This window comes from Mycobacterium sp. ITM-2016-00317 (genome assembly GCF_002968295.1).
Taxonomy (GTDB): domain Bacteria; phylum Actinomycetota; class Actinomycetes; order Mycobacteriales; family Mycobacteriaceae; genus Mycobacterium.
On record NZ_CP134399.1, the window covers coordinates 2,145,925 to 2,171,772 of the forward strand.

Here is a 25,848-nt window from a genome sequence, read left to right on the forward strand (position 1 = left end):
GATACCCTCGCCTCATCCGCGCTCCCGGGTGGTCACATCCGGCTGTAGCGGCTCCGCACGAAGCTGTAGGCGCCGAACGCGGCGATGCCCAGCGCCGCCGCGATCAGCAGCGCCTTGCCGAACGGAGCGGAACCCAGCGTCTTGACCGCGGCGTCCAGACCGGTGGCCTTGGACGGATCGGCCTGCAGGGTGGCGATCACCACGAGCAGGCCTGCGCCGGCCAGCACCAGGCCCTTGGCCACGTAGCCGGTGATGCCGACGGCGGTGATCGCGGTGCCGCCGGAGACCCGCAGGTCGTCGAGGAACTTCTCGGACACGCCCTTGTACACGTGGTAGGCGCCGACCGCGATGACGCCGATGCCGACGGCGATCAGGAGCGCCTTGCCCCAGCCGGACTGCATCAACTGCGCGGACAGGCCGGCGTTCTGCTGGGAGCTGGACTGCCCGGTGCCCATCGCGTAGCGCGCGGCCGAGAAGGCGATCGCGAAGTTGACGACCGCCAGGGCGAGTGCCTTGCCGCGTTTCCACGCGGGATTGTCACCTTTGCGGCCGGAACTCTCCCCGGGCTTGGCGCCGATCACCGCTTCGGCCACCCGCCACAGTCCCAGGGCCACCAGACCGGCCACGGCGGCCCACAGGATGATCGTGCCGCCGGTCTGACTGGACAGCTCGGCCAGCGCGCCGGATTGGTCGGCGCTGCCACCGCCGCCCACGAACGCCAATCTGGCGATGATGAAGCCGACGAGAAGGTGCAGCACGCCGCTGGCCGCGAAACCCGCCCGGGCCAGGTATTCGAACGCGTTGTTGTCGGTCGCCCGGTCGGCGGCGCCGTGGGCGGAGCGGTGCAGCGATGCTGCTGAAGTTCGGGCGGCCATCAGGTCCTCCTGGTCGGTGATGGTCCCGGGTTCCCCAAATTTGACGCCGGTGAAACTGCTGGTGCGGCGCTGGGTGCCGGCGTCAGCGGCTGCCGGGCAGGTCGAGCGCGTCGTCGCGCACGGGCCGGTCGGCCAGTTCCTCCCGGTAGCCGAACAGGTAGGGGTAGGCCAGGCCGGCGATGGCGGCGCCGACCAGCGGGGCGAGCCAGAACAGCCACAACTGCGCAGGTGCGCCGTCGCCGTTGAAGAACGCGACACCGGTGGAGCGGGCCGGGTTGACCGATGTGTTGGAGATCGGGATCGAGATGAGGTGGATGAGCGTCAGCGTCAGGCCGATCGCGAGCCCGGCGAATCCCTTGGGGCCGCGGTCGTCGGTGGAGCCGAGGATGACGAGCAGGAACATGAAGGTCAGCACGACCTCGGCGAGGAGCACCGTCCACAGCGTGTACCCGGCGGGGGAGTTGGCGCCGTACCCGTTGGCGGCCATGTTCCCGGCCGCCGTCCACCCGGGCCTGCCGCTGGCCACCACGTAGATCACCAGCCCGCCGAGGAGGCCGCCGAGCACCTGCACGGCCCAGTAGGACGGCACCATCTTCCACTCCACGCGCCGCGCGAGCGCCGCACCGAGGGTGACCGCGGGGTTGAAGTGTCCGCCGGAGATGGTGCCGAACGCGTAGACGCCGGTGAGCACCGTGAGGCCGAACGCCAGTGCGACGCCGGCGAACCCGATGCCCACCGGGAAGCCGCCGTCGGTCTGGACGGTCGCGGCGAACACCGCACTGCCACAGCCGCCGAGTACCAGCCAGAACGTCCCGATGAACTCGGCGGCCAATCGATGGAAGAGCTTGGGATCGCGCATGGCTGCCGCCGCTCGTCGAGGAATGGGGTGTGCTCCCAGCGTGACACCCGTGCCGGGGCAGCGGGGGCAGATAGGCCGGAAACGTCCTCTCACAGAAACTGTCGATTCCTACAAATGCGCTCTATCTGTGGATGGATTCGGCTCTGGGGATGGACGGGCGGTTTTGTCGGCCGCGGTGCGCAGCGTGTCGGTATGACCGGAACAGAGAGTCGCGCCGAACTCGGCGCGTGGGGTGAGCAGGTGGCGGTGGACTACCTGCAGGGGCTCGGCTTGCGGGTGCTGGCGCGCAACTGGCGGTGCCGCTACGGGGAGTTGGACGTGATCGCCGCCGACGGGCGCGAGTTGGTGTTCGTCGAGATCAAGACCCGCACCACCGAGCGCTTCGGCGGGGTGGCCGAGGCGGTGACCCCGGCCAAGGTGCGCCGGCTGCGGCGCCTGGCCGGGCTGTGGCTGGCCGGCCAGAGCGAGCGTTGGGCCGCGGTGCGCGTCGACGTGATCACCGTGCGGATCGGGCGGCGCCGCACCCCGGAGCTCACCCACATCAAGGGGGTGGGGTGATGGCGACGCTGGGACGGGCGTTCTCGGTGGCGGTGCGCGGAGTCGAGGGCGAGATAGTGGAGATCGAGGCCGACATCTCCTCGGGCCTGCCGGGGGTGTACCTGGTCGGGTTGGCCGACGCCGCGCTGCGGGAGTCGCGGGACCGGGTCCGCGCGGCGATCGGCAACTGCGGCTTCCAGTGGCCGATGGTGCGGCTGACGCTGGCGTTGTCGCCGGCGACGTTGCCGAAGATGGGTTCGGTCTACGACATCGCGCTGGCCGCGGCGGTGTTGTCGGCCGACCAGAAGAAGTCCTGGCCGCGGCTGGAGAAGACGGTGCTGCTCGGCGAGCTGGCCCTCGACGGGCGGGTGCGCCCGATCAAGGGCGTACTGCCCGCCGTGCTGGCCGCCCAGCGGCAGGGCTGGCCCGCGGCGGTGGTGCCGCTGGCCAACGTGGCCGAGGCCAGTCTCGTCGACGGCATCGAGGTGTGGGGTGTGCGCACGCTGCGGCAGCTGCACGCGTGGCTGGCCGGCAAAGGGGATCTGGAGCGGCCGGTCGAGCATCCACCGCAGGTTCCCGAGGAGGTGCCCGACCTCGCCGATGTGGTCGGCCAGACCCAGGCCCGCTACGCCGTCGAGGTGGCCGCAGCAGGCGCGCACAACCTGTTGCTGACCGGCCCGCCCGGAGTCGGGAAAACCATGCTGGCGCAACGGCTTCCGGGCCTGCTGCCGCCGTTGTCGGATGCCGAGTCGCTGGAGGTCACCGCGATTCACTCGGTCGCGGGTCTGCTGGCCGGTGACGCGCCGCTGATCACCCGCCCGCCGTTCGTGGCCCCGCACCACACCACCAGTGTCGCCGCGCTGGTCGGCGGCGGCTCCGGGATGGCGCGTCCCGGCGCGGTCAGCCGGGCCCACCGCGGCGTGCTGTTCCTCGACGAGTTCGCCGAGATCAACTCGGCGGTGCTGGAGGCGCTGCGAACCCCGTTGGAGGACGGCGAGATCCGGCTGGCCCGCCGCGACGGTGTCGCATGCTACCGGTGCCGTTTCCAGTTGGTCCTGGCCGCGAACATCTGTCCGTGCGCGCCGCCCGACCCGCGCGACTGCATCTGCGGGGTGGCCGAGAAGCGGCGCTACCGCAGCAAGCTGTCCGGGCCGCTGGTCGACCGGGTGGATCTGCGGGTGGAGATGCACGCGTCGCGGGAGGGAACGTTCACCGATCAGGAGGGTGAGCCGACTTCGGTTGTCCGCCAGCGTGTCTGGGCGGCCCGGGCGGCGGCCGAGGACCGCTGGCGTCCGTACGGGATCACCACGAACGCCGAGGTCAGCGGATCCCTGCTGCGACGCCGGTTCCGGCTGAGCCCGCAGGCGATGAAGCCGCTGCGCGCGGCGGTGGACCGCGGAACGATGAGCATCCGCGGCATGGACCGGGCGATGCGCGTCGCATGGACATTGGGCGATCTGGCCGGTCGCACCACACCGAACCTCGACGACGTCGCCACCGCGATGAGTTTCCGGCAGGGACGAGGCTTCTGATGGACGAGACCACACGCCGGGCATGGGCCTATCTGTCCCGGGTGGTCGAACCGCCCAATCCGGCACTGGCCGAGCTGGTGTCCGAGGTGGGGGCGGTCGCGGCCGCCGAGCGCATCCGTCGCCGCGACGTCGGGGACGACCTGCTACGCGCCACCGAAGCCAGACATGCCATCGACTGCGCGGCAACCGATCTGGAGATCCTGGACCGGATGGGCGGGCGGCTGCTGACCGACGAGGACCAGGAGTGGCCGACGCTGGCATTCCGGTCGTTCGCCGGAGTGGACCACAACGAACGGCCGCAGGGGCGGACGCCGCTCGTGCTGTGGGTGCTGGGCCCTGCGCATCTGGCCGACCTCACCGAACGGAGCGTCGCGATCGTCGGGACACGCGCGGCGACGGCCTACGGCGAGTACATCGCCGCAGACTTCGCCGCGGGATTGGTGCAGCGCGACGTCGCGGTGGTGTCCGGGGGTGCGTACGGCATCGACGGTGCGGCCCACCGGGCGGCGCTGGGGTCGGACGGCCAGACCGTCGGGGTGCTGGCGTGCGGTGTCGACGTGCCGTATCCGGCCGGGCATTCGGCGCTGTTGCACCGCATCGCGCGCAACGGCCTGGTGGTCAGCGAGTACCCGCCGGGTGTGCGGCCGGCGCGGCACCGGTTCCTGACGCGTAACCGACTGGTGGCCGCGCTGACCGGCGCGACGGTGGTGGTCGAGGCGGGGCTGCGCAGCGGCGCGGCCAACACCGCGGCCTGGGCGCGGTCGTTGGGCCGGCAGGTGTGTGCGGTGCCCGGGCCGGTGACCTCGGCCGCGTCGGCGGGGTGTCACGACCTGCTTCGCCGGAAAGACACCGTGCTGGTGACGCGCGCACCGGAGATCGTCGAGGTGATGGGACGCATCGGTGAACTGGCCGCCGACCCGGAGCATCCGGTCACCCCGTTGGATCACCTGAGCGGGGTACAGCGTCAGGTCTACGAGGCGTTGCCGCGGCGCGGCGCCCGCACCGTCGACGAGATCGCCGTCAGCGCGGGGGTGGCGCCCGAGCAGGTGTTGGGCCCACTGGCGCTGATGGAGATCGACGGTCTCGTCGAGTGCGAGGAGGGCCAGTGGCGATTGGCCTGAGCATGGGCCGCGAAATGAAAACGCCGGCCGTGGGCGTTGAGCCCAGGGTGAGCCCTCGACGCCGACGTGACGCCGACTGCCAGGCCCGCCATGAGGGAGAGACGATGTCCGACACTGTGCCGCAAAGGATTCCGTTCCACGGCGTGCGGGTCCGGCACGAGAGCGAGAAATCGTTCGACGCACTCGTTCGGGCGCTGATGGCCGACGTCGGCGACACACCGGTGCGGATCGAGGACATCGCCGCGGCATCGGCCGACTGGACCGACTACCGCGCGCGCGTCGAACCGCACGTCGGGCCGCACGGCTTCATGCTGTTCGCGACCCTCGATCACGGCGGCTGGATCACCAAGGCGGGCATCGAGCGGAAGGTGCTGCGGGTGATCATCGGCAATCCGCTGATCGCGATCACCATGCTGCGCCACGACGTGACCGCAGGGTTGTTCGCGCCTGTCGAACTGCTCCTCGCCGACGAGCCCGCAGACCGCAGCAGCCTCACCTACGTGCAACCGTCGACACTGATGGTGGTCACACCGAATGCGGAGTTGTCGGCCGCGGCCCGCGAACTCGACGTGAAACTCGCGGCGCTGGCGTCGGCGGTCACATAGCGGGTAACCGTCCGACCGGGGAGGCCGCGGTGCGGTGGCCTTCGCTCGTATAGTCGTCAAGGACAGCTAGTAGCAAAGGAAGTGAAGTGGCAGGACGTCCCGTGCACACCTTCGAGGTGGTACGTACCGAGCAACTGGCCCCCCATGTCGTGCGAGTCGTACTCGGCGGCAAGGGTTTCGACACGTTCACCCCCAGTCAGTACACGGACTCGTACGTGAAGTTGGTGTTCGTCGCCGACGACGTCGACGTCTCCGAACTCCAGCAACCGCTGACCCTGGACAGCTTCAACGCGCTGCCGCCGGCGCGGCAGCCCACCGTGCGGACCTACACCGTCCGCCGGGCCGACCCCGAACGCCGGGAACTGACCATCGACTTCGTCGTGCACGGCGAACACGGCGTCGCCGGGCCGTGGGCCGCCAACGCCACCCCGGGACAGCGGCTGTTCGTGATGGGCCCCAGCGGCGCCTACAGCCCCGACCCCGCCGCCGACTGGTACCTGTTCGCCGGCGACGAGTCCGCGGTGCCGGCGATCAGCGTCGCGCTGGAAGGCCTGCCCGAGGATGCGGTCGGCAACGTGCTCATCGAGGTCGCCCACCCGGAGGACGCGATCGAGCTGAGCGCGCCCGCCGGCGTCCACGTGTCGTGGATCTATCGCGGCGGCCGGGCCGACCTGGTCCCCGAGGAGATCGCCGGCGACCACGCCCCGCTGATCGCGGCGGTCAAGGAGACCCCCTGGCTGCCGGGGCAGGTGCAGGTGTTCATCCACGGCGAGGCGCAGACCGTGATGCACAACCTGCGGCCCTACATCCGCAAGGAACGCGGAGTGGACGCCAAGTGGGCCTCGATCTCCGGGTACTGGCGGCGCGGACGCACCGAGGAGACCTTCCGGCAGTGGAAACGCGAACTCGCCGAAGCCGAGTCGACATAGCGGCCCGAATGGCGGGGGGCGCCGCCCGGCGATGGCACGCTGGGACCCATGACGTTCGGTAACTACCAGTTCGAGATCTATCTCCAGGGCCTGTCCGGCATCCTGCCCGACTTCCCGATGGACTACGCCGGCTGGGAGGCCAAGGCCGAATCGGCGATGCCGCCGTCGGTCTGGTCGTATGTGGTCGGTGGAGCCGGTGACGAGCAGACCCAGCGCGCCAATCGCACCGCGTTCGACGGCTGGGGTCTGATCCCGCGGATGCTCGTCGGCGCCACCGAACGTGACCTGACCGTCGACCTGTTCGGGATGACCCTGCCCTCACCGCTGTTCATGGCGCCCATCGGCGTCATCGGCATCTGCTCGCAGAACGGCCACGGAGACCTGGTGACCGCCCGCGCCGCCGCCCGCACCGGCGTCCCGATGACGGTGTCCACCCTCACCGAAGACCCGCTGGAGGACGTCGCCGCCCAGTTCGGCGACACCCCGGGCTTCTTCCAACTCTACACCCCGACCGACCGGGACCTGGCCGCGAGCCTGGTGCACCGCGCCGAAGCCGCCGGCTACAAGGCGATCATCGTCACGCTGGACACCTGGATCCCGGGCTGGCGACCGCGCGACCTGGCGATGTCGAACTTCCCCCAGCTGCGCGGCCGCTGCCTGGCCAACTACACCAGCGATCCCGTCTTCCGCGCGTCCCTGGCCCAGCCGCCGGAGGAGAACATGCAAGCCGCCGTCCTCAAATGGGTTGGCCTGTTCGGCAATCCGCTGACCTGGGACGATCTGCCGTGGCTGCGGTCGCTCACCGACCTGCCGCTGGTGCTCAAGGGGCTGTGCCACCCCGACGACGTACGCCGCGCCAAAGACGCCGGCGTCGACGGGATCTACTGCTCGACCCACGGCGGACGTCAGGCCAACGGGGGACTGCCCGCGCTGGACTGCCTGCCCGGCGTCGTGGCGGCCGCCGACGGCCTGCCGGTGCTGTTCGACTCGGGGATCCGCAGCGGCGCCGACATCGTCAAGGCCCTCGCCCTCGGCGCCACCGCCGTCGGGGTCGGCCGGCCCTATGCCTACGGCCTCGCGGGCGGCGGTGAGGACGGGCTCGTGCACGTGCTGCGTTCGCTGCTGGCCGAGACCGACCTGATCATGGCCGTCGACGGCTATCCGACCCTGGCGGATCTCACTCCGGACACGGTGCGGCGCGTCCTCTGAGCCGCCGGACCCGGTTCTGCCACGGTAGGGGCGTGGAGACCGGCAGGCAGGAGCGCAGCGACCCGGTGATCGAGGCCTACCTCGAAGAGTTCGACGAGTACCTCGCGCTCGAGCGCGGCCGCTCCGACCACACCCGACGCGCCTATCTGGGCGATCTGCGGTCGCTGTTCGGCTTCCTCGCCGAACGCCGACCCGGCGCGGGCCCGAGCGCGCTGACGTTGCCGGTGCTGCGGTCCTGGCTGGCAGCCCAGGCGTCGGCGGGGGCAGCACGCTCGACGCTGGCCCGGCGCACCTCGGCGGTGAAGACGTTCACCGCGTGGGCGCTGCGCAAAGGCCTGCTGGCCGAGGATCCCGCGACCCGGCTGCAGGTGCCCAAGGCCCGCCGCACGCTGCCCGCGGTACTGCGCCAGGATCAGGCCCGGGACGCCATGGAGGCCGCGAAATCCGGTGCCGAACAAGGTGATCCACTTGCCCTGCGGGACCGGCTGATCGTCGAGATGCTCTACGCGACCGGCATCCGGGTCAGCGAGCTGTGCGGGCTGGACGTCGACGACGTCGACACCTCCCGCCGGCTGCTGCGGGTGCTGGGCAAGGGGAACAAGCAGCGCACCGTGCCCTTCGGCGAACCCGCGCACGCCGCGCTGACCGCGTGGCTGACCGAGGGCCGGCCCGGGCTGGCCACCGCCGACTCGGGTGCGGCGCTGCTGCTCGGCGCCCGCGGCGGCCGCCTCGATCCCAGGCAGGCGCGCACCGTCGTGCACCAGACCATGTCCGCGGTCGCCGGCGCGCCGGACATCGGCCCGCACGGGCTGCGGCACAGCGCCGCCACCCACCTGCTCGAGGGCGGCGCCGACCTGCGCGTCGTGCAGGAACTGCTCGGCCATTCGACGCTGGCCACCACCCAGCTCTACACCCACGTCACCGTCGCGCGGCTGCGCGCCGTGCACGACCAGGCGCACCCGCGCGCCTGACGGGCGGGCCGGTCAGGCGCCGCCCTGCCCGTAGACGTTCTGGTACCGGCGGTGCAGCCGGTCGATGTCGTCGGTCCCGATCGGCACCGGAGTGCCGAGTTGCCTGCTGATGTGCACGGTGCGCGCGACGTCCTCCAGCATCACCGCGGCCTTCACCGCGGCGTGCGCGGTGCGGCCGATGGTGAACGGACCGTGGTTGCGCATCAGCACCGCCGGGGAGTTGCTCTGGGCCAGGGTCGCCACGATGCCCTGCCCGATCGAGTCGTCGCCGATGACCGCGAACGGCCCGACCGGGATGTCTCCGCCGAACTCGTCGGCGATCATCGTCAGCACGCACGGGATCGGCTCGCCGCGCGCGGCCCACGCCGTGGCGTAGGTCGAGTGGGTGTGCACCACGCCGCCGACGTCGGGCATGTGCCGGTACACGTAGGCGTGGGCGGCGGTGTCCGAGGACGGGGAGAGGTCCCCGGACACCTGCCTGCCTTCCAGATCGCAGACCACCATGTGCTCCGGGGTCAGCGAATCGTAGGACACCCCTGAGGGTTTGATCACCATCAGATCGGTGCCCGGCACCCGTGCCGAGACGTTGCCCGCAGTCCAGATCACCAACTGGTAGCGGGTGAGCTCGGCGTGCAGCGTGCACAGCTGATCGCGCAGCGCCGCGATCGCGTCGTGCACCTCGGTGGGTTGGGCGATGGTCATGTCAGCGCCCCCACCTGCCGGTGCCGGTCCGCCTCGCGCAGCTCGCGCATCATCGCGTTCTCCCGTCCGAAGTAATCGTGCAGTTCCAGGTACTTGGCGTAGAGCGCGTCGTAGCGCTCCACGTTGGCCGGTATCGGCAGGAACGCGCGCTGCCTGCGCCGTCCCATGTGCGCGGCCGCCTCGCGCACCGACGGGTACGCGCCCGCGGCCGTGGCGGCGTGGATGGCCGCGCCGAGCGCGGGCGCCTGAGCCGACTCCACGCACGACAGCGGCAGCCCGGTGACGTCGGCATAGATCTGCATCAGCAGGCTGTTCTTCACCAGTCCGCCGGCCACCACCAGCTCGATGATCGGGACACCTTGGCGCTGCAGTGTTTCCACGATCACCCGGGTGCCGAACGCGGTGGCTTCGAGCAGCGCCCGGTACTGGTCGACGCACGTGGTCGCCAGGGTCTGGCCGACGATCACCCCCGACAGGTGATGGTCGACGAGCACCGACCGGTTGCCGCTGTGCCAGTCCAGTGCGATCAGTCCGTCCCGGCCCACCTCCTGGGTCGAGGCCAGCGCGGTGAGGTGCTCGTGCAGCGTGCGGCCGGCCTCGGCGGCCTGCTGCTCGTACCGGCCCGGCACGCACTGTTCGACGAACCACGCGAAGATGTCACCCACCCCGGACTGCCCGGCCTCGTAACCCCACAGGCCCTCCACGATGCCGCCGTCGACGACGCCGCACATGCCCGGGACCGGCTGCATCACATCGGCGTTGACCACGTGACAGGTGGAGGTGCCCATGATCGCGACCAGTCGGCCCGGATCGAGGGCGTCGGCCGCGGCGGCGGTGACGTGGGCGTCGACGTTGCCGACCGCGACCGGCGTGCCCTCGGGAAGCCCGGTCCATGCGGCCGCCTCGGCGGTGAGGCCGCCGGCCCGGTCGCCGAGGCGCCCGATCGGCTGGTCGATCTTGTCGGCGACGACGTCGGCGAACTCCGGGTCCAGCGCGGCCAGGAAGTCCCGCGACGGGTAGCGGCCGTCCTGGCGGATGGCCTTGTAGCCGGCCGTGCAGACGTTGCGCACGTAGGTGCCGCAGAGCTGCCAGACGATCCAGTCCGCGGCCTCCACCCAGCGGTCGACGGCGGCGTAGAGCTCGGGATCCTCGTCGAGGATCTCCAGGGCCTTGGCGAACTCCCACTCGCTGGAGATCAGCCCGCCGTAGCGCGGCAGCCACGGCTCCCCGCGCTGCGCGGCGAGCCGGTTGATGCGGTCGGCCTGCGGTTGCGCGGCGTGGTGGCGCCACAGTTTGGCGTAGGCGTGCCTGCGGTCGCGCCACTCGTCGAGGTCACACAGCGGCGTGCCGTCGTGGCGCGTCGGGACCATCGTGCAGGCGGTGAAGTCGGTGGCCAGCCCAATGACGTCGGCGGGGTCGACGCCGGCGTTCCACACCGCGGCGGGCACGGCGGTGCGCAGTACCTCGACGTAGTCGGCAGGCACCTGCAGTGCGTAGTCCGGCGGCAGGACGGTGCCGGGGTGCCCGGGCAGGTGGTCGGTGATCACCGCGTGCGGGTAGCGGTGCTCGGCGCTGCCGAGCTCGCTGCCGTCGGACACCCGGACCACCAGCGCGCGCCCGGACAAGGTGCCGAAATCCACTCCAACGGTGTACTTCTCGGCGCTGCTCACGGCGCACCGGGGCGGTCGGGTGATGCGGTGGGGCGAGGGAGCGGCATACGGATCACCTTTGCGGGCTCAGTGTGTTAACGCTCACATGTTAGCGATAACATTCCTCGGCGGTCAACGGGTCTGCCGCTCGGGCGGGGGTGGGTGAGTCCCAGGGGTCACAGCTATCCACGTTGTGCAGGGGAGTTCTCGCACTTTCTCTGCCGACCGTGGATATGTGTGACGCGTGAGGTGGGCGGGTGCCGAGCCGCTCGGTTCAGCTGCGCCGGGAGCTCTGCCGGACGACGAGTTCGGCGGGGATGACCGCGCTCGCGGTGGACGACGGGTCCTCGGGTCCCCGCTCGATCACCTCGAGCAGCAGGTCCACGCTGCGTCGGCCCACCGACGTGAAGTCCTGGCGCACCGTGGTCAACGGTGGGCAGAAGTACTCGGCCTCGGGAATGTCGTCGAAGCCGCCGACCAGCACGTCGTCCGGCACCCGGCGACCCGAATCGGCCAGCCCGCGCAGCACGCCGAGCGCCATCTGGTCGTTGGCGACGAAGACCGCGTCGACGGCGGGGTCGGCGCCGAGTCGCCGCCCGGCCGCATAGCCCGAGCGTGGCGTCCAATCGCCGTGCAACGGCTCGGGCACCTCGCGCCCCTGGGCGATGAGTTCGCTGCGCCAGCCCTCGAGCCGGGCATCGGTCTCGGCCCATTCCGCTTCGCCGGAGATGTGCCACACCGTGGCGGCGCCGGCCTCGAGCAGGTGGCGGGTCATCTGGCGGGCGCCGTCGGCATGGTCGACGCCGACGACCGGAATGCCCAGGCCCGCCGCGGCGTCCACGGCGACGACGGGCACCGGGTTGCGCAGCGTGCGTAGGGCTTCCCGGTTGGCCGCCAGCGGCGCGATCACGATCACGCCTTCCACCGACTGTTCCACCAGGCGGTTCAACGCGCGGGGAAGGGTGGTGCTGTCGACGGTCGAGTCGGTGGCGACGCTGACGAAGAAGCCCGCCTCGGTGGCGGCCTGCTCGATCGCGTAGAGCATGCTCGCCGGCCCGAAAAGCGTGGTGTTGAAGCAGATGACACCGATGGTGGCGGTCCGGCGGGTGACGAGCGCGCGTGCGGCCATGTTGCGGCGGTAGCCCAGTTGGTCGATCGCCTCGGTGACCCGCTGGCGCGTCGATTCCTTGACCGCCTCGGATCCGTTGAGCACTCGCGAGACGGTCTGGTGGGAGACGCCGGCCAGGCGGGCCACGTCGAACATGCTGACGTGGCGGCCGGTGCTTCGGGTTCTCCCGGTTCCTCCGTGGCGGGCTGCTGGCACGTTCCGAATGTAGCCCCGCGACCTCGGGCGACGGACGTCTGCTCCACCTCGTGTCGATAGGCCGTTGACAATCGCGTGAGCGTCATCACATACTTGTGCGCGCATGTTAACGCTCACATTCCGTGGGCGGACGACCCGAATCTCGGGAGGTAGTCGATGAGAAAACTGAAGTGGGCGGCGGTCGTGGTGATCGCGCTGCTGGCCGCGGCGCTGGCCGGCTGCGGCAGGGCCGACGAAACGGCCGACTCCGGCGCGGGCAAGGGCACCATCGGCATCGCGATGCCGACCAAGTCCTCCGAGCGGTGGGTCGCCGACGGACAGAACATGGTCAACCAGTTCCAGGAACTGGGGTACCAGACCGACCTGCAGTACGGCGACGACGTGGTGCAGAACCAGGTCTCACAGATCGAGAACATGATCACCAAGGGCGTCGATCTGCTCGTCATCGCGCCGATCGACGGCTCGTCCCTGACCGCCACCCTGGAGAACGCCGCGGCCGCCGACATTCCGGTGATCAGCTACGACCGGCTGATCCGGGGCACCGGCAACGTCGACTACTACGCGACCTTCGACAACTTCCAAGTCGGTGTGCTGCAGGCCCGCTACATCGTCGACACGCTCAAGCCCGACACCGCGCCCGCCCCGCAGAACATCGAGGTGTTCGCCGGCTCGCCCGACGACAACAACGCGACCTTCTTCTTCGACGGGGCGATGAGCGTGCTCAAGCCCTACCTCGACAGCGGCAAGCTGGTGGTGCGCAGCGGCCAGACCGACTTCAACCAGGTCGCCACCCTGCGCTGGGACGGCGGGCTCGCCCAGTCGCGGATGGACAACCTGCTCAGTCAGGCCTATACCAGCGTCCCGGTCAGCGCGGTGCTCTCGCCCTACGACGGCATCTCCCGCGGCGTGATCTCGGCACTCAAGAGCGCCGGTTACGGCAACGCCGCGCGGCCGCTGCCGGTGGTCACCGGCCAGGACGCCGAGCTGGCGTCGGTGCAGTCGATCGTGGCGGGCGAACAGACGCAGACGGTGTTCAAGGACACCCGCGAGCTGGCCAAGTCCGCGGTGCAGATGTCCGATGCGGTGCTCACCGGCGGCGAACCGATGGTCAACGACACCGAGACCTACGACAACGCGGTGAAAGTGGTGCCCGCCCACCTGTTGGACCCGGTGAGCGTCGACAGGACCAACTACGAGCAGGTGCTGGTCGACTCCGGCTACTACACGCAGGCGCAGGTGCAATGACGGCGCACTCGCCGGCGCTGCTGGAGATGAAGGGGATCACCAAGGAGTTCCCCGGGGTCCGCGCCCTGGCCGACGTCGACCTGCGGGTCGGCTCCGGTGAAATCCACGCGATTTGCGGCGAGAACGGGGCGGGCAAGTCCACGCTGATGAAGGTCCTCAGCGGCGTGTACCCCCACGGAAGCTACCGCGGAGAGATCTACTTCGACGGAAACCTGTGTGAGTTCAAAGACATCCGGTCCAGCGAGAAATGCGGTATCGCGATCATCCATCAGGAGCTCGCCCTGGTGCCCTACCTGTCGATCGCCGAGAACATGTTCCTGGGCAACGAGATCCGCCGCTTCGGCGTCATCGACTGGGACCGCACCCTGGTGCGCGCCGCCGAGTTGCTCGAGCGGGTCGGGCTGGACGAGAGCCCGCAGACGCGGGTCGCCGACATCGGGGTGGGCAAGCAGCAGCTGGTGGAGATCGCCAAGGCCCTGGCCAAGGACGTGCGGCTGCTGATTCTCGACGAGCCCACCGCGGCGCTCAACGACACCGACAGCCGCCACCTGCTCGAGCTGATCGCCGACCTGCGCGAGCACGGACTGACCTCGATCCTGATCTCGCACAAGCTGAACGAGGTCCTGCAGATCGCGGATGCGGTGACCACTCTGCGCGACGGCGCCACCATCGACACCGTCCGCGTCGCCGACGGGCTGACCGAGGACGCGATCGTGCGCGGCATGGTGGGCCGGGACCTGACCCACCGGTTCCCCCCGCGCCCGGAACGTGAGATCGGCCCGGTGGCCTTCTCGGTGTCGAACTGGACCGTGCTGCACCCGATCGACCAGCACCGCAAGGTGGTCGACGACGTGTCGCTGGAGGTGCGGGCCGGCGAGATCGTCGGAATCGCGGGCCTGATGGGCGCAGGCCGCACCGAGTTGGCGATGAGCGTGTTCGGCCGGTCCTACGGCAGGTATGTGGGCGGCCGGGTCAGCAAGGGCGAGCGCGAGATCAACACCAGCACGGTGCCCGCCGCGATCGACAACGGCATCGCGTACGTGACCGAGGACCGCAAACAGCTCGGGCTGAACCTGATGGACTCCGTGGCCACCAGCATCACGCTCCCGTCGCTGGGCAAGATCAGCCACCGGTCGGTGATCGACTTCCGCGCCGAAACCGCGGTGGGCGAACAGTTCTGCGAATCGATGAGGATCAAGACGGCGTCGGTGGCGACGGTCGCGGGCAAACTCTCCGGCGGCAACCAGCAGAAGGTCGTACTGAGCAAGTGGCTGTTCACCGACCCCGACGTCCTGATCCTGGACGAACCGACCCGCGGCATCGACGTCGGCGCCAAATACGAGATCTACCAGATCATCAACGAACTGGCCGGCCGCGGCAAGGCCGTCATCGTGATCTCCTCCGAACTACCCGAACTGCTCGGCCTCTGCGACCGCATCTACGCGCTCAGTCAGGGACGGCTCACCGGCGAGGTGGACCGGGAGCGCGCCGATCAGGAAACCCTGATGCGGCTGATGATGAAAGGACGCTGATTCCGTGACCACCACCGTCGACCAACCGTCGCCGAATTCGCCGGTGGCCCAGCCGCCCAACGGATCCCGACCGGATCCGCCGGGACTGCGGGACCGGATCTCGCAGTTCCTGATCTCCCACATCCGCCAGTCCGGCATGGTGGTCGCCCTGCTGGCGATCGTGCTGCTGTTCCAGGTGTGGACCGACGGCATCCTGCTGAAGCCGCTGAACGTCACCAACATCATCCAGCAGAACGGCTACATCCTGGTGCTCGCCATCGGGATGGTGATCGTGATCATCAACGGCCACATCGACCTGTCGGTCGGTTCGATCGCGGCGTTCACCGGCGCGATGGCCGCGGTCCTGATGGTGCGCCACGACATGCCGTGGCTGCTGGCCGTGGTGCTGTGCGTGGCGATGGGCGCGCTGATCGGCGCGTGGCAGGGATTCTGGATCGCGTTCGTCGGCATCCCGTCGTTCATCGTGACCCTCGGCGGCATGCTGATCTTCCGCGGCGCCACCCAGTACATCCTGCAGGGGCAGTCCATCGCGCCGATGCCGCCCGCGCTGCAGACCTTCAGCAGCGGCTTTCTGCCCGAGTGGGGGACCAACGCGCTCTACCACTGGCCGACGATCCTGCTCGGCGGGGTGATCACGATCGCGGCGGTCGGCATGCAGATCCGTCGGCGGCGCTCCCAGAGCCGTTACGGCCAGCCGGTTTCCGGCACGCCGCTGTTCATCGCGAAATGCGTGGCGATCGTCGCGGCCCTCGGCGCGGTGACGCTGCTGCTGGCCAGCTACCGCGGTGTGCCGATCGTCGGCATCATCCTGGTGGTGCTGACGCTGATCTACGCATTCCTGATGCGCAACACCGTGTTCGGCCGCCAGGTTTACGCGGTCGGCGGCAACGCCGCGGCGGCGAAGTTGTCCGGGGTGCGCAACCGCTGGGTGACGCTGCTGGTGTTCGTCAACATGGGCGCGCTCGCCGCGGTCGCGGGCCTGATGTTCGCCGCCCGGCTGAACTCGGCCACCCCGCAGGCCGGCATCAACTTCGAACTGGAGGCCATCGCGGCGGCGTTCATCGGCGGCGCGTCCTCCAGCGGTGGGGTCGGCACCGTGTTCGGCGCCATCATCGGCGGCCTGGTGCTCGGCGTGCTCAACAACGGGATGTCGATCCTGGGCATCGGCACCGACGTGCAGCAGGTGATCAAGGGCCTGGTGTTGCTGGCCGCGGTGGGCTTCGACGTGTACAACAAGCGGCGCGGCGGTCGCTGAGACGCCGATGGCCTTACCCCGCAACGACGCTCCGCCCGTGCGTAAGACGGTGACGACCCTGGCGGACGGTCGCAGGCTGATCTATTTCGACGACAGCGACGCCCCACCGCCGCGGACCGCACGCGATCCCCGGGTGCTGCCGCCGGCCACCTCGGAGTCCCAGCTGCGCTACGACGTGCTGACCGGGGAGTGGATCGCGATCGCGGCCCAGCGCATGGACCGCACCTACCTGCCCCCGGCCGGTGACTCTCCGCTGGCGCCCACCCGCCCGGGCGGCCCGGCCACCGAGATCCCGGCCGCCGACTACGACGTCGTGGTGTTCGAGAACCGGTTCCCGTCGCTGTCGGCGCGGGCCGGCGACCAGGACCTGCCGCCGTACCTCGACGGTGAGCCGCTGTGGCCGCTGCGGCCGGGCACCGGGTGCTGCGAGGTGGTCTGCTTCACCAGCGACCCGCACGCCAGCTTCGCCACCGTCGGGCACCGTCGCGCCCGCACCGTGATCGACGTGTGGGCGGACCGGACCGCGGAACTGTCCGAACTGCCCGGCGTCGCGCAGGTGTTCTGTTTCGAGAACCGCGGCAGGCAGATCGGGGTGACGCTGACCCACCCGCACGGGCAGATCTACGCCTACCCCTACCTTCCGCCGCGGACCGAGGCGGTGATGCGCCAGGCCCGGCGGCACCGCGCGGCCACCGGCGGCGATCTGTTCGCCGACGTGCTCGACGCCGAGCGGCGGGCCGGGCGCCGGATCGTGGTGGCGGGGCAGCGGTGGACGGCGTTCGTCCCGTCCGCGGCGCGCTGGCCGATGGAGGTGCACCTGCTCCCGCACCGCGCGGTCGCCGATTTCGCCGAGCTCACCGACGGCGAGCGCGACGAGTTGGCCACCGTTTATCTCGATCTGCTCGGCCGGGTCGACCGGTTCTTCGACGGCGTCGACGAGACGCCTTACGTCGCGGCCTGGCACCAGGCCCCGGTCGGCCCGCAGCGGGAACTGGGCCGGCTGCACCTGCAGCTGTTCTCGGTGATGCGGGCGCCGGGGCGGCTGAAGTACCTGGCCGGATCGGAATCAGGGATGGGCGCGTGGATCAACGACACCACCCCCGAACGCATCGCGGACCGGTTCCGGGAGATCCGGTGAGCGTGTCGTGGTCGACGAGGCCGCGCCGGCTGCTGCCGCCGGTGCCGGACCGGGCGCTCGCCGACAATGCCGCTGCCGCGTTCACCGACGCGTTCGACGCTGCGCCGCAAGGGGTCTGGATCGCGCCGGGGCGGGCCAACATCATCGGCGAACACGTCGACTACGTGGGCGGGCGGGTGGTGCCGTTCGCGCTGCCGTATGCCACCGCGGTGGCGGTGCGTATCCGCTCCGACGACGTGGTGCGGTGCACCTCGACCGGGCCGCAGCCGGACTGGGCCGGGCGGGTCGGGGATGTCGGACCGGGCAGCCCGTCGGGATGGGCCGGCTATGCGGCCGGGGTGTTGTGGGCGATGGCCTACCACGAGTCCATCGCCCGGATGCCGGGTGTGGACATCGCGGTGACGTCGACGGTGCCCCAAGGTGCAGGACTGTCGAGTTCGGCCGCGCTCGAATGCGCGGTGGCCCTGGCCGTCGCCGAGCTGTCGGGGGTGGCGACCGACAACGCCGGCCGCGCCGTGCTGGCCCGCGACTGCGCCACCGCGGAGAACGTCGTGGTCGGCGCGGCGACCGGGCTGATGGACCAGTCGGTGTCGCTGCGCGCTCGCCGCGGCCACGCGATGGTGCTGGACTGCGCCGACGGCACCGTCGAGCACGTCGCGGTCGACAGTGTGAACCCGGACCTGGCGCTGATGGTGATCAACACGAACTCTCCACACCGACTGGTGCAGGGCGACTACGGCCGCTGCCGCACCATGGTCGAGCAGGCGTGCGCGCGGGTCGACCGTGACGTGCTCGACGGTGCCGAGGTCGACGTGCAGGACGTGGTGGATCTCGCCACCCTCGGTGCCCACCAACTGCGTCGTCCGCTGCGCCACGTGCTCACCGAGTTCCGGCGGGTGGACGCCGCGGTCGAGCGCTTGCGTGCGGCCGACCTGGCCGCCGTCGGCCCGCTGCTGAGCGCGTCGCACCGGTCGTTACGCGACGACCTCGCCGTCAGCTCGGTCGAACTGGACAGTGCGGTCGAGGCCGCGCTCGACGCCGGGGCCCTCGGCGCCCGGATGATCGGTGGCGGGTTCGGGGGATCGGTGCTGGCCCTGGTGGAAGCAGGTGACACGGCGACCGTCGCCGAGGCGGTGCTGCGCCGGGCGCACGACGGCGGGCTTCCCCGCCCCCGGTTCCTGGCCGCCGACTGCGCGGCCGCGGCGCGCCGGGTCTACTGACCGGGGTCCTGGTAGCGGATCGACCACGATGCCGACCAGTGTTGCCCGCACTCCAGCCAGCGCAACCCGGCGCCGCTGTTCAACGCGTCGGCGGCCGCGGACATCGGCTCGACGGCCACCGCGGTGACATGGCCCTGCGCCGTCGGGTAGCGCCGGGTGACGAACACGTGCACATAGTCGAAACCCGTTCCGGCGCACAGTGACACCGAGCGACCGTCGGGCGCGCGCAGGGTGTGGGTGCTGATGCCGCCGCTCATGTGCAGGCCCGTCCAGCAGTCGTCGAAGCCCAGCTCGGCCACCGGCCGGCCACCGCGCAGATCCCATTCGGTGCCCGCCACCGGTGTGGTGCCGGTCGGGTTGAGCCGTTCGTCGACGTCGATGTGCCGGTCGGCCGCCACGGTGAGCACCAGCTCGTCGGCGGGCACGTCGCCGACGGTGAGGAACGGGTGCGCCCCGACCGCGACCGGCGCCGGCGCGGGGCCGACGTTGCCGATCGTGTGGGTGACGCTGATACCGGTCGTGGTCAGCGCGTAGCGCACCCGGGTCTTCAGGCTGAACGGGTAGCCGTGCTGGGGATGCACCCGCGCGCCCAGCGTGATGGACGAGGTGCTGCGTTCGGTCAGCCGGTACGGGGCGAAGGACAGCAGGCCGTGCAGCGCGTTGCCGTTCTCCGGTTCGGTGATGTCGAGCTGCTGGGTCACCCCGTCGAGCGTCCAGCGCCCGTCACGCACCCGGTTGGGCCACGGGGCGAGCACGGCGCCGCTGTAGAAGGGGCGTGCCGCGGTGGTGTCGTACCGCGGCGTCAGAGCCACCCCGCCGACCGACAGTTCCAGCAGGGCGGCGCCGACCTCGGCGATCACCGCCCGCACCGGACGCCTGCCGGGCAGCGTCAGCTCGAACTCGTCACCGCACGTCGACGCCGGGGCGACCGGGGGAGCGAGCGTCACAGCCCCGCCGCCAGGTGGTGATAGGCGTTGTTCCAACGCAATTCGCGGGCGAAGGAGCCGACCGTGGTCTCGCTGTCGATGACGAGCAGTTCGGTGCCGGTCATCACGGCGAAATCCTCGAACGGCTCGACGCCCAGCGCGGTGGTGAGCACGGTGTGGTGGGGCGCTCCGGCCGCCAGCCACGCCTCGGTCGACACCGACCAGCTCGGCTGCGGCTCCCACACCGCGCACGCGACCGGCAGTTTCGGCAGTGCGGCCGTCGGCTCCACCACCCGGACCGTGTTGGCCACCAGGCGGAATCGCGGACCCATGTCACTGATCCCGAGGATCGTGGCGTCGCCGGGGGAGGCGGTGAACCGCAGGCGCACCGGGTCGTCGCGGTTGCCGATGGACAGCGGGTGCACCTCCAGTGAGGGCCTGGACTCGGTGATCGACGGGCACACCTCCAGCATGTGCGCGCCGAGCACGCGTTCCCGGCCCGGGGTCAGGTCGTAGGTGTAGTCCTCCATGAACGACGTGCCCCCCGGCAGCCCGTCGGCCATCACTTTCACGGTGCGCAGCATCACCGCGGTCTTCCAGTCGCCTTCACCGGCGAAACCGTATCCGTCGGCCATCAGCCGCTGCACGGCGAGGCCGGGCAGCTGCTTCAGTGGGCCGAGATCCTCGAAATTCGTGGTGAACGCCTGGAATTCGTGCTGCTCGAGGAACCGGCGCAAGCCGGCCTCGATCCGGGCGCCGTCACGCAGCGCGGTGTGCCGCGCACCGCCGGGCAGCAGTTCCTCGGCCACGTCGTAGCGGTCCCGGTACTCACGGATCAGCTTGTCGACACTGTCCTCGCCGACCCGCGACACCGACTCGGCGAGGTCGTTGACCGCGAAGGTGTTCACCGACACCCCGAAGTGCGCCTCGGCCTCCACCTTGTCGCCCTCGGTGACCGCGACACTGCGCATGTTGTCGCCGAAGCGGGCCACGTTCATCGTGCGGATCTCGGCGAAACCGAGTGCGGCGCGGGCCCAGTGACCGATGCGGCGGCGGGCCTGCGGGTCACTGACGTGGCCGGCGACCGTCTTGCGCGGCACCGACAGCCGCGACTGGATGTAGCCGAACTCGCGGTCGCCGTGCGCGGCCTGGTTGAGGTTCATGAAGTCCATATCGATGGTGCTCCACGGCAACTCCACGTTGTGCTGGGTGTGCAGATGCAGCATCGGCCGTTGCAGCGCCCGAAGTCCGCGGATCCACATCTTGGCGGGGGAGAAGGTGTGCATCCAGGCGATGATGCCGATGCAGTTCGGGTCCCGGTTAGCGTCGGCGACCACCGACGCGATGGCCTCGGCCGAGACCACCGTGGGCTGCCAGCGCACCCGCACCGGCATCTCGGCGGACTGGTCGAGCAGCGTCGCGATCTCCTGAGACTGCGCGGCGACCTGCTCGAGAGTCTCGGGTCCGTACATCGACTGGCTGCCGGTGACGAACCAGACCTCGGCGTCGACGAGGCGGGAACCGATCATGCCCTGAGTCCTTTCGTTCGTTGCGGAGCCATCCGCGCACTGCTGGAGCGGATGACCAACTGCGGGGTGAGCAGCGGGGTGACCACCTCGACGCCGTCGAGGACGGCGGTGACGACCTCGATCGCCCGTCTGCCGACCGCGGCGAAGTCCTGGTGCACGGTGGTCAGCGACGGGGTGGTGTAGGCCGCCTCGGGGACATCGTCGAAGCCGACCACGCTGACGTCGCCGGGCACTGCGATGCCGGCTTCGGCGAACGCGTGCAGCAGCCCGACGGCCATCTGGTCGTTGGCGACGAAAACCGCGGTGAAATGGCCACGTTCGGCCAGCGCGCGACCGATCGCGCAGCCGCGGGCCGGGCTCCAGTCGCCTTCCAGATCGGCGTCCACCCGCAGGCCCGCACGCCGCATCACCTCGACGTAGCCGCTGCGGCGGGCCCGGGCCTCGGTCCAGCTCAGCGGTCCGGACACGTGCACGATGTGGCGGTGGCCCAGGTCGATGAGGTGCTGGGTGGCCAGCCGCGCCCCGGCCATCTGGTCCACGCCGACCGAGCGTCCCCGTCCGGTCAGCTCGCCCTCCACCACGATCAACGGGGTCGAGGTGATCTCGGCGTGGGCGACGGCCAGCGCGTCGTGCTGGGTCGCGATCATCACGATGGCCTCGACGGACTGGCGGTCCAGATGGTCCAGCGCGTCGCGCAGTTCACGGTGGGTGACCTCCGACAGCGTCACCACGCTGCTGAAGTAGCCGGCCGACCGCGCCGCCTCCTGCAGCGAATGCTGGATGCTGGCAGGCCCGTGCTGCGAGGTGTTGCTGCTGATGATGCCGACGGTCCTGGACCGCCGCGTCACCAGGGTGCGGGCCGCGGTGTTGGGCCGGTACCCCAGCGCGGCGATCGCGTGCTCGACCCGGGAGCGGGTGTCCGGGCGGATGTTGTTGGCGCCGTTGATGACCCGCGACACCGTCTGGTGCGAGACGCCGGCCAGCCGGGCGACGTCGGCCATCACCGGGCGCCGCACCGTGCGGTCCGCGGTCACCGGGTGTCCCGCGACAGCACGCGCTGAACCAGGACGAACAGCAGCAGCAGCACCCCGGTCACGATCCTGGTCCAGTACGAGTCCAGGTTCTCCGCGGTCACCAGCGTCTGGATGGTGCCCAGGATCAGCACGCCGATGACCGACCCGACAACCATGCCGACACCGCCGGAGAGCAGCACCCCGCCGATCACCACGGCGGCGATCGCGTCGAGTTCCAGTCCGACGCCGTTGAGGCTGTAGCCCGACAGCTTCTGCACACTGAGCAGCAGTCCGGCCAGCGACGCGCACAGCCCGCTGACCACGTACACCGACACCCGGGCCCGGCCCACGGCCAGCCCCATCAGCATCGCCGACTGGCGGTTGCCGCCGACCGCGTACACCGTGCGCCCGAATCGGGTCTGGTGCAGCACATACGCCGCCGCCACCACGACCACGATCGTCACCACCACGGCGGGGCGGATGAACTTCTCCTCCCACACGTAGAGGTAGTGCAGACCGAACGTGCGCAACAGCGGGTCGTCGATCGGCAGCGTCTCGACGCTGACCACGTAACACATCCCGCGGGCCAGGAACATGCCGGCCAGCGTCACGATGAACGGCTGCACCTCGAAGTACTCGATGATCAGCCCCATCACCAGGCCCAGTGCCGGACCGACCAGCAGCACCACCACGACCGCGACCGGCGTCGGCCAGCCCACCTGCAGGGTCTTGGCCAGGATCACCGTGGACAGCGCGACCACGGACCCGACGCTCAAGTCGATGCCGCCGGTGAGGATCACGAACGTCATCCCGACCGCGAGCACCACCAGATGGGCGTTGTCGATCAGCAGGTTCAGGAAAAGCTGTGTGGTGCTGGCGAAGTCGTACCGCACAGCGACGAGTCCGAACAGTGCGACGAACAGCGCCGACGACGCCATCAGGGGCCGGAAGCGGCCGCCCCGGCTGATCCGCCCCGCCGGGGCGAGGAACTTCGGGCGGACTGCGAACTCGACGCTCATGGCGTGCTCACCTTCTGCGTCGTCGGTTCGGCGACGGTCCGGACCTCGTCCGGCATGCCGGACCCGGCGGTCCCGGCCGGGGCCGCCGCGGGGGGAGTGCGCCTGCGGGTCCACCGGTTGCGCGCCAGCGCGCGGAACTTCGGCGCCTGGGCCAGGCACACCAGGATCACCGCGGCGGCCTTGAACACCAGGGTGGTCTCCGGCGTGATGCCCGCGGTGTACACCGTCGTGGTGAGCGTCTGGATGATCAACGCGCCCAACAGGGTTCCGGTGAGGCTGAACCTGCCGCCGAGTAGCGACGTGCCACCGATCACCACCGCGAGGATCGCGTCCATCTCGATCCACAGGCCGGCGTTGTTGGCGTCGGCGGCGGCGATGTTCGACGCGATCATCAGACCCGCGATGCCTGCGCACACCGCGCAGAACACGTAGACGGCGAACACGATCGTGCGGTACCGCACCCCGGCCAGCCGGCTGGCCTCGGGGTTGACCCCCACGGCCTCCAGCAGCATGCCCAGCGCGCTGCACCGGGTCAGCAGCCCGACCACCGCGAACACCGCGAGGCTGACCAGCACCGCCACCGGTAGGCCGAACGCGTAGCCGGCGCCGAGGACCTTGAACGGATCGCCGGTGACGGTCAGTATCTGGCCTTCGGTGATCAGCAGCGCGATTCCCCGCCCCGCGGTCATCAGCACCAGCGTGGCGATGATCGGCTGGATCCCGAAGATCGACACCAGAGCGCCGTTCCACAGGCCCAGCACCGCCGCGGCGCCGACCGCCAGCACCATCCCCACCGCGATGGTGGCACCGCTGGTCGGGTCGGCAGAGCCGGCCACGTGCGCGCAGGCCAGCGCGCCGGAGATCGCCACCACGGCGCCCACCGACAGGTCGATCCCGCGTGAGGCGATCACCAGTGTCATGCCCAGCGCGACCAGCATGGTGGGCGCGCCGTTGCGCAGGATGTCGATGGTGCTGCCGTAGAGGTGACCCTCCTGGATGCGCACGCCGAGGAATCCGGGGGTCAGGAACACGTTGAGCACCAACAGCGCGACCAGCGCGAGGGCCGGCCAGATCAGCGGTGAGTCGGCGATACGACGCCGGACCGACGGGCGGGCGGTCACTGCCCGTCGCCTGCCGCGATGAGCCGGGTGAGCTCGGAAACCGAACAGCCGCCCCGGATCTCGGCCACGGTCAGGCCGTCGCGCAGCACCGCGACCCGGTTGCTGATGCGGGCCACCTCGTCGAGTTCGGCCGAGATGAACAGCACGGCCATGCCCTCTGCCGACAGTCTGGTGATCAGTTTCTGGATCTGCGCCTTGGCGCCGACGTCGATGCCGCGGGTGGGTTCGTCGAGGATCAGCAGACGCGGCGTCGTGATCAGCCAGCGGGCCAGCAGCACCTTCTGTTGATTGCCCCCACTGAGATTGCGGATCGGGGTGTCGGGGTCGGCCGGTCGGATGTCGAGCATGTCGATGTAGCGCGCGACGAGTTCGGTCTTGGCCTGGGCCGACAACGGCCGCGCGAACCCGCGGCGGGCCTGCAGCGCCAGCACCAGGTTGTCGCGGACCGACATGTCGGCGACGATGCCCTCGGTTTTGCGGTTCTCCGAGGTGAACGCGAACCCGTGACCGATCGCGGCGCGCGGTGTGCGGATCTGTGCCGGTGCGCCGTCGACGCGGACCTCGCCGCCGGTGGCGTGGTCGGCGCCGAACACCAGCCGGGCCAGTTCGGTGCGTCCGGATCCGAGCAGCCCTGCCAGCCCGACGATCTCGCCGGCATGCAGGTCCAGGTCGGTGGGCTTCACCCGCGGCGGCCGCGCGATCTGCTCTACCGACACGAACGGCGTGGCGGACTGCTCGGTGCGCAGTTCGGATGCCTCGGAGGCGATCTCGCCGAGCGTCTCGAGATCGTGTCCGACCATGGCCGAGACCAGCCGGTGCCGGTCGAGCTCGGCGGTGCGCCATTCGCCGACCGTCCTGCCGTTGCGCAGCACCGTCATCCGGTCCGCGATCTCGTAGACCTGGTCCAGGAAGTGGGACACGAACAGCACCGCAGTCCCGTCGTCGCGGAGCCTGCGGACGACCCGGAAGAGCTCGGCGACCTCGCCGGTGTCCAGGCTGGAGGTGGGCTCGTCCAGCACGAGCACCTTCGCCTCGACGGCGGTGGCGCGGGCGATCGCCACCAATTGCTGGACGGCGATCGGATGGCTGCCCAGCACCGAGCGGGGGTCGATGTCGAGTTCGAGCTGGGCCAGCAGCGTGCGCGCCACCTGGTGCACCGTCCGGTAGACGATGCGGCCGAACCGGCGGGGTTCGCGGCCCAGCAGGATGTTCTCCGCGACCGTGAGGTTCGGGCAGAGGTTGACCTCCTGGTACACCGTGCTGATCCCGGCGTCCTGAGCCTGCCGGGGGCCGGTGAACCGCTGTGGTTGGCCGCCGACCGTGATCTGCCCGCCGTCGATGTCGTAAACACCGGTCAACGCCTTGATCAAGGTGGACTTGCCTGCGCCGTTCTCACCCATCAGCGCGTGCACCTCCCCGGGCATCAGGCGGAAATCCACCCCGTCGAGGGCCTTGACCCCGGGGAAGGTGACGTCGATGCCGCGCATCAGCACCAACGGTTCGGTGACTGGATCCATGTTTACGGTCCGCTGTCCGA

Annotated in this window: 23 protein-coding genes; 12 read left to right on the forward strand and 11 right to left on the reverse strand. The window is 70.3% G+C overall.

Features of this window, described 5'->3' with window-relative positions:
* Positions 1 to 32: 32 nt before the first annotated feature.
* Both C6A87_RS10215 and aqpZ read right to left on the reverse strand, forming a co-directional pair.
* Entirely contained in the window at positions 33 to 875 is an 843-nt protein-coding gene (locus C6A87_RS10215) for a DUF1206 domain-containing protein (protein WP_311117115.1), read from the reverse strand.
* Positions 876 to 957: 82 nt separating this feature from the next.
* Positions 958 to 1,734 carry an aquaporin Z gene (gene aqpZ / locus C6A87_RS10220; protein WP_311117116.1) on the reverse strand — a complete coding sequence of 259 codons (777 nt, stop codon included), beginning with the start codon at positions 1,732 to 1,734 and terminating at the stop codon, positions 958 to 960.
* A 192-nt stretch (positions 1,735 to 1,926) separates the two neighbouring features.
* Here aqpZ and C6A87_RS10225 point away from each other — a divergent pair, with 192 nt between their 5' ends.
* The 7 genes from C6A87_RS10225 (at position 1,927) to C6A87_RS10255 (ending at position 8,638) form a co-directional block, all read left to right on the forward strand.
* Complete coding sequence (locus C6A87_RS10225) at positions 1,927 to 2,292, forward strand: YraN family protein (RefSeq protein ID WP_311117117.1); 366 nt, start codon at positions 1,927 to 1,929, stop codon at positions 2,290 to 2,292.
* Positions 2,292 to 3,803: a YifB family Mg chelatase-like AAA ATPase gene (locus C6A87_RS10230; protein ID WP_311117118.1), complete on the forward strand. Its 1,512-nt coding sequence runs from the start codon at positions 2,292 to 2,294 to the stop codon at positions 3,801 to 3,803. Before C6A87_RS10225 ends, C6A87_RS10230 begins: the two co-directional genes overlap by 1 nt.
* The gene (gene dprA, locus C6A87_RS10235; RefSeq protein WP_311117119.1) at positions 3,803 to 4,924 is read left to right on the forward strand and encodes a DNA-processing protein DprA; all 1,122 of its coding nucleotides are present in this window, start codon (positions 3,803 to 3,805) and stop codon (positions 4,922 to 4,924) included. The genes C6A87_RS10230 and dprA overlap by 1 nt, the downstream gene beginning before the upstream one ends.
* Before the next feature lie 104 nt (positions 4,925 to 5,028).
* Positions 5,029 to 5,529, forward strand: a complete 501-nt coding sequence (locus C6A87_RS10240) for a DUF302 domain-containing protein (protein WP_311117120.1) — start codon at positions 5,029 to 5,031, stop codon at positions 5,527 to 5,529.
* A gap of 86 nt (positions 5,530 to 5,615) precedes the next feature.
* The gene (locus C6A87_RS10245; RefSeq protein WP_311117121.1) at positions 5,616 to 6,458 is read left to right on the forward strand and encodes a siderophore-interacting protein; all 843 of its coding nucleotides are present in this window, start codon (positions 5,616 to 5,618) and stop codon (positions 6,456 to 6,458) included.
* 48 nt (positions 6,459 to 6,506) lie between these two features.
* Positions 6,507 to 7,667, forward strand: a complete 1,161-nt coding sequence (locus C6A87_RS10250) for a lactate 2-monooxygenase (protein ID WP_311117122.1) — start codon at positions 6,507 to 6,509, stop codon at positions 7,665 to 7,667.
* A 68-nt stretch (positions 7,668 to 7,735) separates the two neighbouring features.
* On the forward strand, positions 7,736 to 8,638 hold the full coding sequence (locus C6A87_RS10255) for a tyrosine recombinase XerC (protein ID WP_311117879.1): 903 nt from the start codon (positions 7,736 to 7,738) through the stop codon (positions 8,636 to 8,638).
* Positions 8,639 to 8,650: 12 nt separating this feature from the next.
* On the opposite strand, the gene C6A87_RS10260 is transcribed toward C6A87_RS10255, so the two are convergent.
* From C6A87_RS10260 to C6A87_RS10270, 3 genes are all read right to left on the reverse strand, one after another.
* Complete coding sequence (locus C6A87_RS10260; protein ID WP_311117123.1) at positions 8,651 to 9,340, reverse strand: L-ribulose-5-phosphate 4-epimerase; 690 nt, start codon at positions 9,338 to 9,340, stop codon at positions 8,651 to 8,653.
* Positions 9,337 to 11,010, reverse strand: a complete 1,674-nt coding sequence (araB, locus tag C6A87_RS10265) for a ribulokinase (RefSeq protein ID WP_311117124.1) — start codon at positions 11,008 to 11,010, stop codon at positions 9,337 to 9,339. Before araB ends, C6A87_RS10260 begins: the two co-directional genes overlap by 4 nt.
* A gap of 253 nt (positions 11,011 to 11,263) precedes the next feature.
* Positions 11,264 to 12,313, reverse strand: coding sequence for a LacI family DNA-binding transcriptional regulator (locus tag C6A87_RS10270; protein ID WP_311117125.1), 1,050 nt, complete (start codon positions 12,311 to 12,313; stop codon positions 11,264 to 11,266).
* Between the two features lie 156 nt (positions 12,314 to 12,469).
* On the opposite strand from C6A87_RS10270, the gene chvE reads away from it, so the two are divergent.
* The 5 genes from chvE to galK are packed head-to-tail and all read left to right on the forward strand — an operon-like array spanning position 12,470 to position 18,703.
* On the forward strand, positions 12,470 to 13,558 hold the full coding sequence (gene chvE / locus C6A87_RS10275) for a multiple monosaccharide ABC transporter substrate-binding protein (protein WP_311117126.1): 1,089 nt from the start codon (positions 12,470 to 12,472) through the stop codon (positions 13,556 to 13,558).
* Positions 13,555 to 15,090 carry a multiple monosaccharide ABC transporter ATP-binding protein gene (mmsA, locus tag C6A87_RS10280; RefSeq protein ID WP_311117127.1) on the forward strand — a complete coding sequence of 512 codons (1,536 nt, stop codon included), beginning with the start codon at positions 13,555 to 13,557 and terminating at the stop codon, positions 15,088 to 15,090. Before chvE ends, mmsA begins: the two co-directional genes overlap by 4 nt.
* A 4-nt stretch (positions 15,091 to 15,094) precedes the next feature.
* Positions 15,095 to 16,345, forward strand: a complete 1,251-nt coding sequence (gene mmsB / locus C6A87_RS10285; RefSeq protein WP_311117128.1) for a multiple monosaccharide ABC transporter permease — start codon at positions 15,095 to 15,097, stop codon at positions 16,343 to 16,345.
* A 7-nt stretch (positions 16,346 to 16,352) separates the two neighbouring features.
* Positions 16,353 to 17,483 carry a galactose-1-phosphate uridylyltransferase gene (gene galT / locus C6A87_RS10290; RefSeq protein ID WP_311117129.1) on the forward strand — a complete coding sequence of 377 codons (1,131 nt, stop codon included), beginning with the start codon at positions 16,353 to 16,355 and terminating at the stop codon, positions 17,481 to 17,483.
* A complete protein-coding gene (gene galK, locus C6A87_RS10295) occupies positions 17,480 to 18,703 on the forward strand; it encodes a galactokinase (protein ID WP_311117130.1) in 1,224 nt (407 codons plus the stop codon). Before galT ends, galK begins: the two co-directional genes overlap by 4 nt.
* On the opposite strand, the gene C6A87_RS10300 is transcribed toward galK, so the two are convergent.
* From C6A87_RS10300 to C6A87_RS10325, 6 genes are read right to left on the reverse strand one after another with little or no spacing between them, the layout of a single operon-like run.
* Positions 18,697 to 19,650, reverse strand: a complete 954-nt coding sequence (locus tag C6A87_RS10300) for an aldose 1-epimerase family protein (protein ID WP_311117131.1) — start codon at positions 19,648 to 19,650, stop codon at positions 18,697 to 18,699. The genes galK and C6A87_RS10300 overlap by 7 nt on opposite strands.
* Positions 19,647 to 21,158, reverse strand: a complete 1,512-nt coding sequence (gene araA / locus C6A87_RS10305; protein ID WP_311117132.1) for an L-arabinose isomerase — start codon at positions 21,156 to 21,158, stop codon at positions 19,647 to 19,649. Before araA ends, C6A87_RS10300 begins: the two co-directional genes overlap by 4 nt.
* Positions 21,155 to 22,192: a LacI family DNA-binding transcriptional regulator gene (locus C6A87_RS10310; RefSeq protein WP_311117133.1), complete on the reverse strand. Its 1,038-nt coding sequence runs from the start codon at positions 22,190 to 22,192 to the stop codon at positions 21,155 to 21,157. Before C6A87_RS10310 ends, araA begins: the two co-directional genes overlap by 4 nt.
* Positions 22,189 to 23,190 carry a galactofuranose ABC transporter, permease protein YjfF gene (gene yjfF / locus C6A87_RS10315; RefSeq protein ID WP_311117134.1) on the reverse strand — a complete coding sequence of 334 codons (1,002 nt, stop codon included), beginning with the start codon at positions 23,188 to 23,190 and terminating at the stop codon, positions 22,189 to 22,191. Before yjfF ends, C6A87_RS10310 begins: the two co-directional genes overlap by 4 nt.
* Positions 23,187 to 24,311 carry an ABC transporter permease gene (locus tag C6A87_RS10320; RefSeq protein ID WP_311117135.1) on the reverse strand — a complete coding sequence of 375 codons (1,125 nt, stop codon included), beginning with the start codon at positions 24,309 to 24,311 and terminating at the stop codon, positions 23,187 to 23,189. Before C6A87_RS10320 ends, yjfF begins: the two co-directional genes overlap by 4 nt.
* Positions 24,308 to 25,828 (reverse strand): sugar ABC transporter ATP-binding protein, encoded by a 1,521-nt coding sequence (locus C6A87_RS10325; RefSeq protein ID WP_311117136.1) that lies wholly within the window; start codon positions 25,826 to 25,828, stop codon positions 24,308 to 24,310. The genes C6A87_RS10320 and C6A87_RS10325 overlap by 4 nt, the downstream gene beginning before the upstream one ends.
* Between the last annotated feature and the right edge of the window lie 20 nt (positions 25,829 to 25,848).